Source organism: Enterococcus sp. E4-150 (genome assembly GCF_035726465.1).
GTDB classification, from domain to species: domain Bacteria; phylum Bacillota; class Bacilli; order Lactobacillales; family Enterococcaceae; genus Enterococcus_B; species Enterococcus_B faecium.
In genome coordinates this window covers 1-17453 of record NZ_JAPRGK010000005.1, presented here as the reverse complement: position 1 = coordinate 17453, position 17453 = coordinate 1, and the positions used below count along the sequence as shown (strand labels likewise).

16 protein-coding genes are annotated in these 17453 nt (G+C 39.1%); 14 read left to right on the top strand and 2 right to left on the bottom strand.

Going from position 1 to position 17453, the window contains the following annotated elements; genetic code table 11:
* Positions 1-125 precede the first annotated feature (125 nt).
* The 3 genes from trxB (at position 126) to OZ002_RS05725 (ending at position 3358) form a co-directional block, all read left to right on the top strand.
* Complete coding sequence (gene trxB, locus OZ002_RS05735) at positions 126-1052, top strand: thioredoxin-disulfide reductase (protein WP_002296150.1); 927 nt, start codon at positions 126-128, stop codon at positions 1050-1052.
* A 213-nt stretch (positions 1053-1265) separates the two neighbouring features.
* On the top strand, positions 1266-2993 hold the full coding sequence (locus OZ002_RS05730; RefSeq protein WP_002296152.1) for a phospho-sugar mutase: 1728 nt from the start codon (positions 1266-1268) through the stop codon (positions 2991-2993).
* Positions 2994-3007: 14 nt separating this feature from the next.
* Positions 3008-3358 carry an ArsR/SmtB family transcription factor gene (locus OZ002_RS05725; RefSeq protein ID WP_002321425.1) on the top strand — a complete coding sequence of 117 codons (351 nt, stop codon included), beginning with the start codon at positions 3008-3010 and terminating at the stop codon, positions 3356-3358.
* Between the two features lie 91 nt (positions 3359-3449).
* Here the strand turns inward: OZ002_RS05725 and OZ002_RS05720 are convergent, their stop codons facing one another.
* On the bottom strand, positions 3450-4310 hold the full coding sequence (locus tag OZ002_RS05720) for a pyruvate, water dikinase regulatory protein (RefSeq protein WP_325082916.1): 861 nt from the start codon (positions 4308-4310) through the stop codon (positions 3450-3452).
* A 91-nt stretch (positions 4311-4401) separates the two neighbouring features.
* Between OZ002_RS05720 and OZ002_RS05715 the strand changes: the two genes are divergently transcribed.
* From OZ002_RS05715 to OZ002_RS05705, 3 genes are all read left to right on the top strand, one after another.
* Positions 4402-4830 carry a Fur family transcriptional regulator gene (locus OZ002_RS05715; RefSeq protein WP_002287322.1) on the top strand — a complete coding sequence of 143 codons (429 nt, stop codon included), beginning with the start codon at positions 4402-4404 and terminating at the stop codon, positions 4828-4830.
* 161 nt (positions 4831-4991) lie between these two features.
* Positions 4992-5168: a 30S ribosomal protein S21 gene (rpsU, locus tag OZ002_RS05710; RefSeq protein WP_002287321.1), complete on the top strand. Its 177-nt coding sequence runs from the start codon at positions 4992-4994 to the stop codon at positions 5166-5168.
* 26 nt (positions 5169-5194) lie between these two features.
* Complete coding sequence (locus OZ002_RS05705) at positions 5195-5641, top strand: GatB/YqeY domain-containing protein (RefSeq protein ID WP_002287318.1); 447 nt, start codon at positions 5195-5197, stop codon at positions 5639-5641.
* Positions 5642-5794: 153 nt separating this feature from the next.
* Here OZ002_RS05705 and brnQ read toward each other — a convergent pair whose 3' ends face one another.
* Entirely contained in the window at positions 5795-7174 is a 1380-nt protein-coding gene (brnQ, locus tag OZ002_RS05700) for a branched-chain amino acid transport system II carrier protein (RefSeq protein ID WP_002288744.1), read from the bottom strand.
* Positions 7175-7878: 704 nt separating this feature from the next.
* Here brnQ and OZ002_RS05695 point away from each other — a divergent pair.
* From OZ002_RS05695 to glyS, 8 genes are all read left to right on the top strand, one after another.
* Positions 7879-8850, top strand: a complete 972-nt coding sequence (locus OZ002_RS05695) for a PhoH family protein (protein WP_002291698.1) — start codon at positions 7879-7881, stop codon at positions 8848-8850.
* 23 nt (positions 8851-8873) lie between these two features.
* Entirely contained in the window at positions 8874-11066 is a 2193-nt protein-coding gene (locus OZ002_RS05690; RefSeq protein WP_002306228.1) for an HD family phosphohydrolase, read from the top strand.
* A 16-nt stretch (positions 11067-11082) separates the two neighbouring features.
* The gene (gene ybeY, locus OZ002_RS05685; protein WP_002306229.1) at positions 11083-11559 is read left to right on the top strand and encodes an rRNA maturation RNase YbeY; all 477 of its coding nucleotides are present in this window, start codon (positions 11083-11085) and stop codon (positions 11557-11559) included.
* Positions 11543-11938, top strand: a complete 396-nt coding sequence (locus OZ002_RS05680; RefSeq protein WP_010729043.1) for a diacylglycerol kinase family protein — start codon at positions 11543-11545, stop codon at positions 11936-11938. The genes ybeY and OZ002_RS05680 overlap by 17 nt, the downstream gene beginning before the upstream one ends.
* A gap of 14 nt (positions 11939-11952) precedes the next feature.
* On the top strand, positions 11953-12852 hold the full coding sequence (gene era, locus OZ002_RS05675) for a GTPase Era (protein WP_002288753.1): 900 nt from the start codon (positions 11953-11955) through the stop codon (positions 12850-12852).
* 142 nt (positions 12853-12994) lie between these two features.
* Positions 12995-13807, top strand: a complete 813-nt coding sequence (gene recO / locus OZ002_RS05670; RefSeq protein ID WP_002301248.1) for a DNA repair protein RecO — start codon at positions 12995-12997, stop codon at positions 13805-13807.
* Between the two features lie 383 nt (positions 13808-14190).
* The gene (gene glyQ / locus OZ002_RS05665) at positions 14191-15108 is read left to right on the top strand and encodes a glycine--tRNA ligase subunit alpha (protein ID WP_002291706.1); all 918 of its coding nucleotides are present in this window, start codon (positions 14191-14193) and stop codon (positions 15106-15108) included.
* 1 nt (position 15109) lies between these two features.
* Entirely contained in the window at positions 15110-17185 is a 2076-nt protein-coding gene (gene glyS, locus OZ002_RS05660) for a glycine--tRNA ligase subunit beta (protein ID WP_325082915.1), read from the top strand.
* Positions 17186-17453 lie beyond the last annotated feature (268 nt).

Here is a 17453-nt window from a genome sequence, read left to right as displayed (position 1 = left end):
TATTGTTTTTCAGCGGATTTTTCGAGTATAATAAAGCTATTCGAGAAACGCAAGCAGAACAATAGACTTTTTTTCGCATTGGCTGTAAAGTATGCTTACTTGATTAAGTAAAGGAGAATCTACATATGTATGATGTAATCGTTATTGGCGCAGGTCCTGCTGGGATGACTGCTGCTTTATATGCTTCACGTTCAAACTTATCCGTATTGATGATCGAACAAGGTGCCCCTGGCGGCCAAATGAACAATACGGCAGAAATCGAAAATTATCCTGGATTCGATTCGATCATGGGCCCCGATCTAGCTTATAAGATGTATGAAAGTGTCTCAAGATTTGGGACAGAAAATGCTTATGGAATCGTTCAAGATATCAAGGATCACGGCAGCCATAAAGAAGTCATCTGTGAAGATAAAAGTTACGAAGGAAAAACAGTCATTATCGCAACAGGCTGTATCCACCGTAAATTAGGCGTACCTGGCGAGGAAGAATTTGCTGGACGAGGCGTTTCTTACTGTGCAGTCTGTGATGGTGCGTTTTTCCGTAACAAACGTCTAGTAGTCATCGGGGGTGGGGACTCAGCAGTAGAAGAAGCCATCTATTTGACACAATTTGCTTCTGAAGTAGTGATCGTCCACCGTAGAGATGAATTACGTGCACAAAAGATCATCCAAGACCGTGCATTTGCAAATGAAAAAATTTCCTTTATGTGGGATACAGTCGTTGACGAAATCGTTGGAAACGAAATGGTAGTGACAGGTGTGAAAGCACGTAATGTCAAAACCGGCAATGAATTTGATTTAGCAGCAGACGGAGTATTCATCTATGTTGGACTGGATCCATTAACTGCACCTTTTAGAGAAGCAGGTTTGACGAACGAGGCTGGCTGGATTCCAACAGACAACGAAATGAAAACGAATATGCCAGGCGTTTTTGCCATCGGAGATGTTCGTGAAAAAGATTTGCGACAAATCACTACAGCTGTTGGTGACGGCGGTATTGCTGGACAACAAGTGTATAAATACTTGGAGTCTTTGGAAGAAACAACAGCATAAGTTTAAAAAGAGTGAAAGAACGGTTTCAATTGTTCTTTTACTCTTTTTTTTCGCGTGAAATTTACTGAATCTGATTTATGCGAACACGTCCAACACCTTTTGATAAAAGAATCCTTTCTTGATTTAAGCGTTTTTTGGTCCTCATACTTTCATATCTAATAAGTGAATGCTATACTTATTAAGAACCATATTTCAGAAAGAGGTGTTATTTTCATGTCTTGGGAACAAGTGTATGAACAATGGGTACATGAAGAAAATTTAGAAGAAAACTTAAAAAAACAATTAAATGATCTGGGTGAAGATCCTGAAAAACTTGAAGATGCTTTTTATGCACCGTTGGAATTCGGTACTGCAGGCATGCGGGGAATCTTAGGACCTGGGATCAATCGAATGAACATCTATACGGTAAGACAAGCAACAGAAGGACTAGCACGTTTCATGGATACACAAGGTGAAGAAACAAAACGCCGAGGTGTCGCTATCGCTTATGACTCACGCCATCAGTCACCAGAATTTGCAATGGAAGCAGCCAAAACACTGGCACATCACAATATCCCGTCTTATGTATTCGAAAGTCTGCGTCCAACACCAGAGCTTTCTTTTGCAGTTCGTCATTTGAAGACGTTTGCGGGAATCATGGTAACCGCATCTCACAACCCAGCGGCTTACAATGGATATAAAGTCTACGGAGAAGATGGCGGACAAATGCCTCCTGCAGACGCAGATGCATTGACGAAATATGTCCGTGAAGTCAGCAATCCGCTAAAAGTCGAAGTATTATCTGACGAAGAAGCTAAACATAGCGGGTTGATCACGATCATCGGAGAAGAAGTGGACGCTGCTTATCTAGAAGAAATCAAAGCAGTGACGATTGATCGTGAATTGGTTGAAACAATGGGGAAAGATTTGAAACTTGTGTACACGCCACTTCATGGAACAGGGAAAATGTTGGGCGAACGTGCGTTGAAACAAGCTGGATTCGAACAATTCGTACTAGTTCCCGAACAAGCTGTGGCAGATCCAGATTTCACTACGGTCAAATCGCCAAATCCAGAAGAACATTCAGCTTTTGAATATGCTATACGACTTGGAGAAAAAGAAGGAGCTGACTTGCTGATTGCAACAGATCCTGATGCAGACCGTTTAGGCGCAGCGGTTCGTTTGCCAGATGGTTCTTATGAAGTATTGACTGGGAACCAAATCGGAGCATTGTTTGCTCAATATATTTTGGAAGCACATCAATCAAGAGGCACTTTACCAGAAAACGCAGCGGTATTGAAATCAATCGTTTCCAGCGAATTGCCTACAGCAATTGCGGAACACTACGGTGCTACTATGTTCAATGTGTTGACAGGGTTTAAATTCATTGCTGAAAAAATCCAACAATTTGAAGAAGACCATTCACATACTTTTATGTTTGGATTCGAAGAAAGTTATGGTTATTTAGTTAAACCTTTTGTTCGCGATAAAGACGCGATCCAAGCATTGCTTTTATTAGCAGAAGTAGCAGCTTACTATAAAAAACAAGGCAAAACGTTGTATGACGGCTTGCAAACGATTTTTGAAACCTATGGCTATTTCGCAGAAAAAACGATTTCTGTGACAATGAGCGGACAAGAAGGTTCTGCGAAAATCTCTGCTTTGATGGAAAAATTCCGTAAAGAAGCACCGACAGAATTTGCCGGAGCAAAAGTTATTCAAACAGAAGACTTTAAAGAATTGACGAGAACAGACCGTGAAGGAAACGTAGAAAAACTAACAACACCGCCATCCGACGTATTGAAGTATACATTGGAAGAAAATGGCTGGATCGCTATCCGCCCTTCAGGAACTGAGCCGAAAATCAAGTTTTATATTGGTGTAAAAGGAAGCTCTACAGAAGACGCAGCCGAAAAAGTAGCCTCTTATGAAGCGATTATCAAAAAGATGACAGAAGAATAAAAAACTTGAGACTGATGGAAAAAGTGGTAAACTTTAGAAGTCAGTCTTTTTTCAAGTTGGAGGTGAATGGATTGCCAGACACGCAAAAATCAAAAGTAGAGAAAGTCAGTCAATTATTCAAAATGTTGAGTGACCCCACTCGTCTTAAAATTCTGCTATATCTGAAAGACGGGGAACAAAATGTGACAGCAATCACCCAAGCAGTGGAAATGGAGCAGTCTGCTGTATCGCATCAACTACGTTTATTAAGAGAAAATCATGTCGTCAAGTCTCATCGCGAGGGAAAAGCGATTTTGTATAGTCTTGATGATTCTCATGTACTGGATATTTTGAACCAGACACTCAAACATGTGGAACATCAATAACGATAGGTGCAAATAGATAAACACTGGAGTGTGACAACGAAATTTCTTCGTTGTCACACTCCAGTGTTTTTTAAGAAAAAGACAAAAATGATTAATCGCTTTTTTCTGTTGTTTCAGTTCCATAATAACTATGATCTTCTAGGTCTAAAGCATTCAAAATAAGCGAAGCCGTTTCTTCAATAGATAAAGATGCCACATTGATCACTACACAGCCTAGTTTTTCATAAAGATCATTCGCAAAATCGAGTTCAGCTCTAATTTTTTCGATATCGGAATAAGCAGTATCAGGGTTTAATCCGTAAGAGCGCATCCGTTCTTTACGGATATTATTTAAAATATCTGGGTTATTCGTTAGTCCCACGATTTTTTTAGGATCGATCTCCCAAAGCTGTTTGGGAATATGTGCTTGTGGGATCAAAGGTAAATTGGCAACTTTTAAATTTTTGTTAGCTAAAAACAAGCTCAAAGGCGTTTTGGAAGTTCGGGATACGCCTAGCAAAACGACATCTGCTTCTAAAAAACCACGAGGATCTTTCCCATCATCGTATTTTACAGCAAATTCCATTGCTTTGATCCGTTTGAAATAGTTCTCATTCAATAAATGGAGGGCACCAGGTTGCCGAATTGGCTTGATACCAGTTAAACGTTCAATTTCTGATATCGGTGGCGTCATCACATCAAAACTAAATAATTGATGTTCTTCACAAAAAGAACGTGTTATCTCGATCAGTTCTTGATTGATTAATGTATGCAGGACAAGTGCTTTTTCTTCTAATGCATCTTGCAATGCCTGCCTTAATGTTTTTTCATCAGTCACGAACGTTCTGCGGAATAGGTTGAACTCAACGGTAGGATACTGAGCCATAGTAGCTTGCGCTAGTTTTGTCGCAGTTTCTCCAGCAGAGTCGGAGATGACAAAAAAAGTAACGATTTCTGTAGAATCGAAAGACATGGATAAAACCTCACTTGCATTTTTTTTATGTTTATTATACCATACTCTAGAATGCGTACTTCGTAATCATTTTGATTTGGAGGAATAAGTCATGAAAAAACAGACATTGATCGAACAATCATTAGAAACATTGAAAAATAACGGTTTTAAATATACTAAAAAAAGAGAAGCGTTGTTAACTTATTTAGTGAAGCGTAACCGCTACGTATCTGCTAAAGAAGTTTTTGACTATATGAATCAGGAATTCAAAGGGGTAAGTTATGATACGATTTATCGGAATCTCCATGATTTTGCAGAGATCGATTTACTGGAAGAAACCGATTTAAATGGAGAAATGAAGTTTCGTTTTCATTGCTGTCAGGGGGAAATCGGCCACCACCATCATTTTATCTGTACAGTGTGCGGAACAACGAAAGAAATCCATATGTGTCCGATGAATTATTTCGAAGAACAGCTAGGTGGATGCACGATCGAAGGGCATAGATTCGAGATTTTCGGAAGATGTGAAAATTGTCAATAAGGATTTAAATAAAATAACATTTGATAATTTTAAAAAAAAGCAAGATTTCCTTGACGGTCAAAACAGCATTAGATATAATATTTACAGGACAGTCTTGTTTTTTGAGATATATTTCAATAACAATTACGGTTACTTTTTAAGCTCGGAGGGAGGGAATTAACATGTCAAAAACAGTCGTTCGCAAAAACGAATCACTTGACGATGCTCTTCGTCGCTTCAAACGTTCCGTGTCAAAAGCGGGTACTTTACAAGAATCTCGTAAACGTGAATTCTACGAAAAACCAAGTGTAAGACGCAAGAAAAAATCTGAAGCAGCTAGAAAACGCAAAAAATTCTAGTTCTGTGATGAATTGGAGTTGGTAGTGTGTCACTACTAAGTAGATTAAACGATGACATGAAAGCAGCGATGAAAGCGAAAGATAAGGAATCTTTACAAGTCATCCGAATGATCAAGTCATCTATACAAAACGAGCAGATTAAAGAAGGTCACGACTTGACAGAAGAAGAAGAACTAACGGTGTTGTCTCGCGAAATGAAACAGCGACGTGATTCTTTGCATGAGTTTGAAGAAGCAGGACGTGACGATTTAGCTGAAAAAGTAAAAAGTGAAATTGTAATAGTCGAAAAATATATGCCGGAACAACTTTCCGACGAAGAAATTCGACAACTTGTTCAAGAAGCAATCACTCAAACTGGTGCTTCATCAATGAAAGAATTTGGCAAAGTTATGGGTGCAATTATGCCTAAAGTCAAAGGAAAAGCAGATGGAAACCAAGTGAATGCGATTGTGAAAGAACTATTACAATCTTAATTTTATCATCTAAACTGCGGACAGTGATTGTCCGCAGTTTTTTGTGTTCGTAAAAAAAGAACTAAAAAACAGCTAGAAGAAAGAATAAGATTCTTTCTTCTAGCTGTTTTTTTCCTGTTTAATATCTCTTATGTTAAATTGTGTTTGATTTGGTTATTCTTCTGGTAACTCACTTGCTTCTTGTTTATATCCTGATACGCGATATACATAATAAAAGAGCAAGCTGCCAGCGTAACCAAGCAACGTTGGGACGACCCAGCCAAGTCCTAATGCAGCAAAAGGAACATAATGATGATAAAATCCTAGTAAGCTTGCTACGACAGTTTGCTGACTCACTAATGCAGGCGAATTTGCCAACATATCCAATACGGCTGGAACGGCAGAAAAGAACATCGTTACTTGATAGACAAATGGACTCTTTTGGAAGAATTTTGCTGTTAAGGAAAGCAAGATTAACGCAAGTGACAATGGATACAAAAGCATCAATACTGGTAAAGACCATTGGATGATATTATCCAATCCGGCATTCGCAACGACAAAAGAGACAAAAGTCGTTAACCGCAGCCATGTCATATAACTGACTTTAGGGAACAGTTTATGGAAATCTTGTGCAAAAGAAACAACGAGTCCCATAGCGGTAGTGAAGACACCTAATGTGACCATTACCCCTAAGAAGCTAGCACCGAAGTTACCTAAATAAAAATTAGTGATCTGAGAAAGTGCAGTTCCGCCATTTTCTGATAAAGACATCTTATTCAAACTCATCGCACCGAGAAGGACCAGACCAAAATAAATCATGACTTCTAACGCAACGCTCAGGCTACCAGCTTTTGCTGTTAATTCTGTGACTTTTTTATCTTTAAAACCAAGATCACGAACTGCATGGACAAAAGTGACACTTAAAGCAAGTAAAGCTACTGCATCAACCGTGTTGTATCCTTCTAAAACGCCATTTGTCAAAGCGTTCGTCTGATAAGAATCTGCAGCAGATTGGTTTAGATTCCCCATGGGTTGGAATAAAGAAACGACAAAAATGATAGCTAATAATGCAAGAAACAAGGAGTTTAAATACTTTCCGACATATTTGACCAAACGTGTTGGATGTACAGTAAGGAAATAAGCAAGTAAAAAGAAAAGAGCAGAGAATAAAAACATACCTAATGAATCATATTTTTCAGGCAAAAAGGGTTTAGCAGCCATTTCAAAAGCAGTTGCTGCTGTCCGCGGTGTACCAAAGAATGGTCCGATTGTTAAATGAACAAGGATCAAGAACAAGGCAGCATACCATTTTCCGACAGGTTTAGCTAAGTCATACAGACCATCACTTTTTGTCACTACTACAGCTAAGATAGCTAATAATGGGAAAAGAGCGCCTGAGATGGCAAATCCTACACCAGCGCTGATCCAGTTTGATCCAGCCATTTGACCTAAGTGGACAGGAAAGATCAGATTACCTGACCCGAAGAACATCCCGAAGATAAGTGAACTGACCATCAATAATTGCTTCCATGAATAAGTTTTTGTTTCTTCCATAAATTTTTCCTCCAATAATTATCATTTTGAGTAACAAAATAAACGTTGCAGAAACTAGAAATACCACTAATATCAGATTCCATGAAAACCACCACCTTAAAATATAAAAAAAGCCCTTTTCCACTTGGGAAAAGGGCTCTAGATTCTAGAACGGTACCACCTTTTTTCGCTTAAAAAAGCTTCTTCATTCACGGACGCTTTTCGATAAAGTTATCCGCTAGCCTGATAATGGAGGCAGCCACAATGATCTACGTTTTCGACATTGACTCGGAAATGATGTTCGTCTATTCGATTTATTGTCATTTCTCACTTACATGACTCACTGGGAATAAATCGCTGAATAGCCTACTGTTTTCCTCGACGCTTTGCTGTATATTTATTTGTTGACGTTATAATACACCTGTTTTTTTTGAAATGCAAGAATATTTCAAATATTTTGTTTTCTTTTTTTGAAACAAGAAAAATACCCAGAGAATACTTGCTAAGTTAGACGGAATACTTGTCCTCTATCTTATGCATAGCTTACATGATCAGCTTTTTTTATTCAAACGAGACCTTTAGAGAATGGAAGCAGCTATTTTTTAACGTTTCTTGGTACTTATGGTTAAGCAACTCTTTTAGAACCTTTTCTTATTTGCTATATAGTTTCTTCTGAGTATGGTAAAATAGGAAAGAATGAATCGAAAAAAAGGGGATGTCTATTTTTGACGGAAGAGTCTAGTTCTTTAGAGATTAGATTGACGGCTGCTGATGATGTCAGCATGCTTTTAGGTGCTCACGACAAGCATATAAAACTGATTGAAGAAACAACAGAAACAACCATCCATACACGTGGAGAAATCATTCAGATCATTGGTGAACAATCCCAGATTTCCTTGGCTGCCTCAGTCATTCGGACATTGCAGGAATTGATCAAACGAGGAATCCATGTAAGTACACCAGATGTCGTGACGGCACTGAAAATGGGGCAAAAAGGCACATTAGATTATTTTGTTGAGATGTATGAGGAAGAGATCGTCAAAGACCGTAATGGAAAACCTATACGGGTAAAAAACAGCGGCCAAAAGAAATATGTTGAATCGGTAGCCAAACATGATATCGTATTTGGCGTAGGACCAGCCGGAACAGGAAAAACTTTTCTTGCAGTAGTATTAGCAATCGCTGCCTTGAAAAAAGGTGAAGTGCAAAAAATCATTTTGACGCGGCCTGCTGTGGAAGCAGGGGAAAATCTAGGCTTTCTTCCCGGGGATCTGAAAGAAAAAGTGGATCCTTATCTGCGGCCTGTTTATGATGCTTTATACCAAATTTTTGGATTGGATCATACGAACCGATTGATGGAACGAGGCGTAATCGAAATCGCACCTTTAGCTTACATGCGGGGGCGAACATTGGATGATGCATTCGTTATCTTGGACGAAGCACAAAACACGACAGTCGCTCAGATGAAAATGTTCTTGACCCGTCTCGGTTATCAATCAAAAATGATTGTCAATGGGGATACAAGTCAGATAGACTTGCCTCGAGGGACGACAAGTGGTCTTGTTCATGCAGAACGAACATTAAAGCAAATCAAGAAAATCGATTTTGTTAATTTTGAAGCAAGTGACGTTGTTCGGCACCCTGTAGTTGCCGAAATCATCAAAGCTTATGAAAAGGCAGATCTCCATCAAGAATAAGCTTTGCTTAGGAGGATAAGCACATGTTGAATAAAACACTGCAGAAACTACAAGAAAAACTTGGAAAGGCAGCATTGCCTTTCCTGCTGTTCTTGTTTTTTATCATTATCTGCGGCGTTACATTTAGTAGTGTCAAACAAAAGGCCAATGATTTCAGAGAAGGCCAAGTAGCAGAAGAAAGTATCCGTGCAAACAAAACGATCGAGAACACGGAAGAAACCGAACAAAAAAGAAAACTGGCAGCAGAAGCAGTCACTCCAGAATACACTTACCAAAAAGATCTTGCAGATGACCAGAACAATCGGATCAAGCAACTATTTGAATTGATCGATAAGACGAATGATGCCATCAACAAATCTTATGACGAAAAGATTGATAAGGCAAAGGAAGATGAAAATATCCCAAAGCCTACTACAGAAGAGCGGATCGCCGCGTTGAAGAAAAATTTTGAAAATGTGAATGCAGAAAATGTTGCGTTTTATCAAAAACTACCGAACAATTTTTATTCGACGATATTTGAAATGACTGAAACTGAGATCCATACTGTGAGGGATGAGAGTCTGAAGCTCATTGACGAACAGATGAGCAAACAAGTTCGTGAAAGTGAATTGGAAGCTTTTAAACAAGAAGCAGAAGAGCAAATCCAATATTTGAATGTCACACCAGCACAACAACAAATGATTCGCTACTTAGTGGATCAAGGTATCGTAGTGAATGACGTATTGAATGAGAAAAAGACAGAAGAATTGAAACAATCCGCACGAGAAGCTGTACAACCAGTGATGATCTTCCAAGGAGAAATCATTGTTCGTGAAGGTAATCAAATCGATGCTTCAGCTATGAAAAAATTGGAATTACTAGGACTGACTAATCAAACAACTTCGATTTTTCCGCTAATTGCCATGGTTTTAGCTGTTTTGCTTCAAATCGGCGTACTGATTTATAATTCACTTCAATTCCAAAATGCAGGAGAAAGAACAAAATACGTGCTTTTCTATGTGACAGCTATGTCAGTCAGCATAGTGCTGATGAAATTTTTCCAATTATTCCAAACGGAACAAGCTACTTATATCCCGCTGTTTTATCCCGCTGCTTTTGCACCACTTGTTTTAAGCTTTTTCTTGAATCGAAGAGCAGGGATCATGGCTGGTATTTTCCAAGCAGTATCCGCACTTTTCATTTTTTATGATTCGATTGGCACGAACTTTCTAACGATTATCTTGATGTCTTATGTTTTCTCTGGGCTCATGGCAACGATTGTCAGACGTAAACGGATCTCAGAACAAGGATTATCTGCTGCCATGTGGGTCATTATTTTTCCTGTGATGATGGATGTCATTTTGATCGTCTATCAAGGAATGAGCTTTGGTGATGCAACGACTTGGTTAATGCTTGTCTGCGGGTTCACTGGTGCACTCTTCTCATTCTTGCTGACGATCGGTCTACACCCATATATTGAATTGATGGTCAATGATGACAGTGTAATTGTATTAAATGAACTCAGCAATCCAAATCATCCTTTATTGAAACAGTTGCTGGAAGAAGCGCCAGGTACTTATCATCATAGTATGATGGTAGCTAATCTAAGTGCTAACGCTGTAGCAGAAATCGGCGGACGTTCTTTGCTAACTCGAGTAGCTTGCTATTATCATGATATCGGCAAGATCAAACATGCTAGCTTTTTCGTTGAGAACTTGCCTTCAGGAGCGGAAAACCCGCACAATTTCTTATTGCCAGAAGACAGTAAACATATTATCTTTGGACATGTGACAGATGGAGCCAAAATATTGGAAGATTATAATATGCCGCAAATGGTGATCGATATTTGCAGACAGCATCATGGAACCACGCTAATGCGTTATTTCTACATCAAAGCGAAAGAACGCAATCCGGAAGTAACAGAAGAGCAATTCCGTTACCCTGGACCAAAACCGCAAAGTCGCGAAGCAGGGATCGTCAATATTGCTGACAGTTGTGAGGCTGCAGTACGGGCAATGGATCATCCGACGAGCGAAAAAATCGAAAGTTTTGTCCATAATCTTATCGAAGAGCGTATTTCCGATGGTCAATTAGACGATAGTGGACTGACCTTGAAAGAAATCCGAAAAGTGGAAAAATCATTGATCAGCGGTTTAAGTAGCACCTTCCATTCTCGGATCAAATATCCTAAAATGAAAACAGAAGTTGAGAAGATAAAGGAAGAACAAGAAGAATAGAAAGAAGCGATGTATAATGGATATTACCTTTATGGATGAAACAAACCAAGTCTCAGAAGAGAAAATGAAAGAAATCGATGACTTGCTGCAATTTGCAGCATCTTATTTAAAGCTGCCAGAGGAAACAGAAATGTCTGTTACTTTCATGGACAATGCGACAATCCAAGTAATCAATCGTGATTACCGTGGAAAAGATGCACCGACAGACGTCATCAGTTTTGCTCTGGAAGAAGAAGGCGAAGACGAAATCCCAGTGATTTTTGAAGATGGAGAGAATCCATTGCCTCGTGTACTAGGAGACATCATGATCTCTATTGAACGTGCTGCTGAACAAGCAGAAGCTTACGGCCATTCATATGATCGGGAACTTGGCTTTTTAGCGGTACATGGATTCTTGCATATCAACGGGTATGACCATATGACACCAGAAGATGAGAAAGAAATGTTTGGTTTACAGAAAGAGATCTTGGATGCCTATGGACTCAAAAGATAAAAACGTAGAGAAAAACAAACATTTCCTGATGTCTGTGGAATTTGCTGTCCAAGGAGTCAAAACCGTTTTTGAGGAAGAACGCAATATGAGGAAACATGTTGCGTTCGGTATCCTTGCTTTATTTATGGGCGTGATTTTCCAGCTTGATCGGATAGAGTGGTTATGGCTGCTTTTAGCTGTTTTTCTCGTTTGGATAGTAGAGATCATCAATACTGTTTTTGAAAATGTAGTGGACATGTTTACGGATTTTCATTTTCATCCGATTGGGAAAAAAATCAAAGATATGGCAGCTGGAGCAGTTTTAGTGACCGCTTGTTTTGCTGTCATCATTGGGTTGATTTTATTTGTCCCTAAAATATATCATTTGTTGTTTAAGTAAAAAGGAGAACGTATATGCCAGAACATAAATCAGGGTTTGTCGCAATCGTCGGCCGCCCGAATGTAGGAAAATCCACATTATTGAACCGAATCGTGGGTCAAAAAATTGCCATTATGAGTGACAAGGCACAGACAACTAGAAATAAAATCCAAGGAGTATATACTACACCAGAAGCTCAGCTGATTTTTATCGATACACCAGGAATCCATAAACCAAAGCATCGTCTAGGAGATTTTATGGTAGAAGCAGCTTACAGTGCGTTGAAAGAAGTGGATGCAGTCTTATTTATGATCAGTGCTGATCAAAAACGCGGCCGGGGAGACGATTTTATTATTGAACGTCTAAAAAACGTGCATTCTCCTGTTTATCTGATTATCAATAAAATCGATAAGATCCATCCAGACGAGTTGCTGGGAATCATCGAAGATTATTCGACGCAGATGCCTTTTGCACAAGTGATTCCGATCTCTGCTACAGAAGGAAACAATGTCGAACGCTTAATGGATGTATTAGTCAGTGAAATGCCAGAGGGCCCACAATATTTTCCAGATGATCAAGTGACTGATCATCCTGAATACTTCATCGTTTCTGAATTGATCCGTGAGAAAGTCTTGTTTTTAACACGAGACGAAGTGCCTCATTCTGTCGCAGTCGTTGTTGATTCGATGAAGCGAAACGAGAATGATAAAATCCATATCCAGGCCACGATCATCGTCGAAAGAGATAGCCAAAAAGGAATCATTATCGGCAAAGGCGGAAAAATGCTGAAGCAAGTAGGAACGAAAGCAAGAAAGGATATCGAAAATCTTTTAGGAGACAAAGTATTTCTAGAACTTTGGGTCAAAGTCCAAAAAGACTGGCGAGACAAAAAAGTCTATCTGCAAGACTTCGGCTACCGAAAAGATGAATACTGATATTCTGAACTTCTTATAGGTTAAGTATAGAAATAAACTGGATAAAAATCCGCACGTTGAGAAAAACGGCGGAAGATCGAAACATAAATAATCTGGATCGGCAGAATCTGCTTTTCCAGATTTATTTTTTAGGAGGGAGAATATGAGCCAGCTTGCAGAATCGAAAGGCTTGATTTTATCTAGCCGTAATTACAAAGAAAAAGATAAATTAGTCAAAATCTTTACGGAATCTTCTGGCAAAATGATGTTTTATATCAAAGGAATCCATCGGCAAAATCAGCCATTAGCTCCGGCTTTGCTCCCCTTTACCGAAGCAGTCTATATCGGTAATTTTCGAAGTGAAGGTTTGTCGTTTTTAAGCAGTGTCAAAGACGTCCATGCGTTTCGGAACATCCAAGAAGATATCTTTTTGAGCGGTTATGGTACGTATTTGCTAAATCTAGTAGATGCAGCAATCGAAGATCATCAATATGACCCGCATTTATTCCAATTTACGCAACAAGCTCTGCAGCGGATGGATCAAGGAGATGATGCAGAAATCATCACGAATATCTTTGAAGTTCAAATACTGCAACGCTTCGGAATCGCGCCAATTTGGACGCACTGTGTCGTATGCGGGGAAACAAAAGGAAAATTTGACTATTCTTCCAAATATGGCGGTGTGATATGCGAGAAACACTGGCCAATGGACGAACACCGTTATCATGCAGATCCTCGCGCTGTTTATTTCGTCCGAATGTTTTCGGCTATTTCTTATGATAAGATCAGTGGAATCCACTTGAAAGAAGAAACGAAGCAGGCAATCCGTGACCTCATTGACCAGTTGTATGATGAATATGTCGGTATTCATCTAAAAAGCAAAAAGTTCATTGATCAAATGAAGTCTTGGGCACACGTATTAAAGACGCCAGAGAAAAATATGCCTGAAAAAGAGATACCTGAAAAAGAAGAATAAATGAAAGATACAACAAAAAAATCAAAACTATTTGACAAATACAGGGACTTCCGTCTATTATTAACCGTAGATTAAATAGATCGTTCACTGAGAGGATCTATTATACAAACAAGAAAACTGCAAAATGAATACGTACATTGACCAAGATCAGTAAAAAACACGTGGTTTAGCGAGTTCGGGAGAGTGGAAGCCGGACCCAAACGATTTTTGAAGAGGCACTTGCGAGTACGATAAATGAAGCTGCCGAATCTTTATTCGGAAGTAGGGTGGAACCGCGAAATTATTCGTCCCTATGTCTGTAATCAGACATAGGGACTTTTTGTCGTTTTCTTTCCTGTATTCTTATTGACAGCAACGCTTAAAAATTGAAAGGGGCAAAACAGATGAGTAAAAAATTGACCGTCCAAGATATGATTTTAACATTACAAAAATTTTGGTCATCAAACGGCTGCATGCTGATGCAAGCTTATGATACAGAAAAAGGAGCAGGTACGATGAGCCCATATACATTCTTACGGGCAATCGGACCGGAACCATGGAATGCTGCTTATGTAGAGCCATCCCGCCGACCAGCTGACGGGCGTTATGGAGAAAACCCAAACCGTTTGTATCAGCATCATCAATTTCAAGTCGTAATGAAACCTTCACCTGAAAATATCCAAGAGCTTTATTTAGAAAGCTTGCGTCTTTTAGGAATTGATCCATTAGAACACGATATTCGTTTTGTTGAAGACAACTGGGAGAACCCATCGATGGGTTGTGCCGGTGTGGGCTGGGAAGTATGGCTTGATGGGATGGAGATCACACAATTCACGTACTTCCAGCAAGTCGGAGGACTACCTTGTAAACCAGTTACTTCTGAGATCACTTATGGACTAGAACGTCTTGCTTCATATATTCAAGAAGTTGAAAGTGTCTATGATCTGGAATGGGCTGATGGCGTGAAATATGGCGAGATCTTCAAACAACCAGAATATGAACATTCCAAATATTCTTTTGAAGTAAGCGACCAAGACTTGCTACTAAGTAACTTTGATCGTTTTGAAAAAGAAGCTAAACGCTGTATCGATGAAAATCTTGTTCATCCAGCGTATGATTATATTTTGAAATGCAGCCATACATTCAACTTATTAGATGCCCGAGGTGCAGTATCCGTAACAGAGCGTGCAGGTTATCTTTCCCGCATCCGCAACATGGCTCGTGCTGTAGCCAAAATCTTTGTGGCAGAACGCGAAAAATTAGGATTCCCTTTATTGAATAAAAACACAGCAAATCCAGAAAACGTGAAGGAGGCTGAATAAGATGGCAAAAGACTTATTACTTGAAATCGGGCTGGAAGAAATGCCTGCTCATGTTGTCACACCAAGCATGAAACAATTAGAAGAAAAAACAGCAAAATTTTTAGATGAAAACCAATTGACTTATGATACGATCGAAACGTTTTCTACACCGCGCCGCTTAGCAATCAAAGTAACAAACATTCCAGAACGTCAAGCAGACAGCGAAGAAGAAGTCAAAGGACCAGCCAAAAAAATTGCTTTGGACGCAGATGGAAACTGGACGAAAGCAGCTGAAGGATTTGTCCGCGGACAAGGTCTGACGACAGATGCTATCACTTTTAGAGAATTAAAAGGCGTGGAATATGTCTATGTAACGAAATACACTCACGGCAAAGAAGCAAAAGAAGTATTGACTGGTTTAGCAGATGTCATTAAAAGCCTCACTTTCCCAGTAACGATGCACTGGGCAGAATACGATTTTGAATATATTCGCCCTATTCACTGGATCGTGGCATTGTTAGATGACGAAATAATCCCGTTTGAGATCTTGGATGTCAAAACAGACAGAGCTTCAAGAGGTCATCGTTTCTTAGGCGAAGATGTAACATTTGCGCATGCAAAAGAATACGAAGAAAAATTAAATGAACAATTTGTTATTGCTTCACCACAAAAAAGAAAAGAAATGATCATCACACAAGCAAACGAATTAGCAGAAAAAAATCACTGGATCATTGATCTAGATGAAGATTTACTAGAAGAAGTCAACAATCTAGTCGAATATCCAACTGTCTTTTCTGGCGACTTCGAGGAAAAATATCTTTCTGTTCCTGAAGAAGTACTAGTCACTTCTATGAAAGAACATCAACGTTATTTCGAAGTACGGAACGAACAAGGTATGTTGCTTCCTCATTTTATTTCTGCTCGTAATGGCGATCGGGTAAAATTGGAAAATGTGGTACGAGGCAATCAAAAAGTATTGACTGCTCGTTTAGAAGATGCGGAATTCTTTTATAATGAAGACAAGAAAGCTTCAATCGACCAATACGTTGAAAAATTAAAAACTGTTACTTTCCATGAAAAAATCGGTAGCATCTATGAGAAAATGCAACGGGTACAAGTCATCGCTCGCATCATAGGCGAACAAGTAGGACTATCTGAGGAAGAATTGATGGATCTGCAACGCGCTGCTGAAATCTATAAATTTGATCTAGTAACCAACATGGTAGGAGAATTCCCTGAACTACAAGGGATTATGGGAGAAAAATATGCTCTGCTTAAAGGCGAGAAACCAGCCGTAGCAACAGCAATCCGTGAACATTACATGCCTATATCCAGTGAAGGAGATCTACCTGAGACTACAGTAGGTTCTGTTTTAGCGATTGCTGACAAATTAGATAGTATCTTTTCTTTCTTTGCAGTTGGGATGATCCCAAGTGGCTCAAACGATCCATATGCTTTGCGCCGTCAAGCATATGGTGTCGTTCGAATCATCGAATCGAAAAAATGGGCCTTTCCTTTGTCTGTTCTGCAAGAAACGATTAGTGAAGTTATCAGTAAAGATACGGATCGTTTTGGCATTGGCTTGTCAGCGGGACAACAACAGGTGATCGACTTTATCAAAGGCCGTCTGCGCCAATTATTGACAACGAAGAATATTCGTCATGATGTCATCGAAGCTGTTTTGAATGCAGAACAAAAAGATCTGACAAAAGTATTTGCAGCAGCACAATTGTTCAAGCAGCATCTTGCAGATGAAGACTTCAAACCATCGATGGAAGCTTTGACACGTGTCGTGAACTTAGCGAAAAAAGCGGAGCTTGAAAAACAATCAGAAGTAGACCCTGAACTGTTCGAAAACGAAGCGGAGAAAGAACTGCACAAAGCAGTAGAGGCAATGAAAACAAGCTTTGCTGACCAAACGATCAATGAAAATTATGATCAGCTTGTAAGCCTTCGCCCACTGATCGAAAATTATTTTGATCAGACGATGGTCATGGCAGAAGAACCAGCAGTACGTAAGAACCGATTAACGCAATTAAGTCAAATTGCTGCCATGGCTTTGTCACTAGCAAGTTTAGATCAAATCATCACAAAATAATTTCTAATATGTAAATAAACCAGAGAACAGGCAAAAAATAGGCTGTTTCTCTGGTTTATTTGTTATAAATATAAATAACTATTATTAATTCAATGTTAATTTTTTTGTTATTTTATTTTTTGTGTAACTTTTGAAAATGAGAGTCAAGTCCATAATCCTGTGTAAAATACTATACAATGTTTTACCGGTCTCTCATTGATCAAACTTAATATATTTTCTTGTAGAACTGAGCCATTCGTCATGAAGGTCCATAAGGACAGCTCCAATT

What these genes read in the sequence shown, in the direction of transcription:
- trxB (WP_002296150.1), top strand. Translation starts at nt 126, where the DNA reads ATGTATGATGTAATCGTTATTGGCGCAGGTCCTGCTGGGATGACTGCT.
- OZ002_RS05730 (WP_002296152.1), top strand. Translation starts at nt 1,266, where the DNA reads ATGTCTTGGGAACAAGTGTATGAACAATGGGTACATGAAGAAAATTTA.
- OZ002_RS05725 (WP_002321425.1), top strand. Translation starts at nt 3,008, where the DNA reads ATGGAAAAAGTGGTAAACTTTAGAAGTCAGTCTTTTTTCAAGTTGGAG.
- OZ002_RS05720 (WP_325082916.1), bottom strand. Translation starts at nt 4,310, where the DNA reads ATGTCTTTCGATTCTACAGAAATCGTTACTTTTTTTGTCATCTCCGAC.
- OZ002_RS05715 (WP_002287322.1), top strand. Translation starts at nt 4,402, where the DNA reads ATGAAAAAACAGACATTGATCGAACAATCATTAGAAACATTGAAAAAT.
- rpsU (WP_002287321.1), top strand. Translation starts at nt 4,992, where the DNA reads ATGTCAAAAACAGTCGTTCGCAAAAACGAATCACTTGACGATGCTCTT.
- brnQ (WP_002288744.1), bottom strand. Translation starts at nt 7,174, where the DNA reads ATGGAAGAAACAAAAACTTATTCATGGAAGCAATTATTGATGGTCAGT.
- OZ002_RS05690 (WP_002306228.1), top strand. Translation starts at nt 8,874, where the DNA reads ATGTTGAATAAAACACTGCAGAAACTACAAGAAAAACTTGGAAAGGCA.
- ybeY (WP_002306229.1), top strand. Translation starts at nt 11,083, where the DNA reads ATGGATATTACCTTTATGGATGAAACAAACCAAGTCTCAGAAGAGAAA.
- OZ002_RS05680 (WP_010729043.1), top strand. Translation starts at nt 11,543, where the DNA reads ATGGACTCAAAAGATAAAAACGTAGAGAAAAACAAACATTTCCTGATG.
- era (WP_002288753.1), top strand. Translation starts at nt 11,953, where the DNA reads ATGCCAGAACATAAATCAGGGTTTGTCGCAATCGTCGGCCGCCCGAAT.
- recO (WP_002301248.1), top strand. Translation starts at nt 12,995, where the DNA reads ATGAGCCAGCTTGCAGAATCGAAAGGCTTGATTTTATCTAGCCGTAAT.
- glyQ (WP_002291706.1), top strand. Translation starts at nt 14,191, where the DNA reads ATGAGTAAAAAATTGACCGTCCAAGATATGATTTTAACATTACAAAAA.
- glyS (WP_325082915.1), top strand. Translation starts at nt 15,110, where the DNA reads ATGGCAAAAGACTTATTACTTGAAATCGGGCTGGAAGAAATGCCTGCT.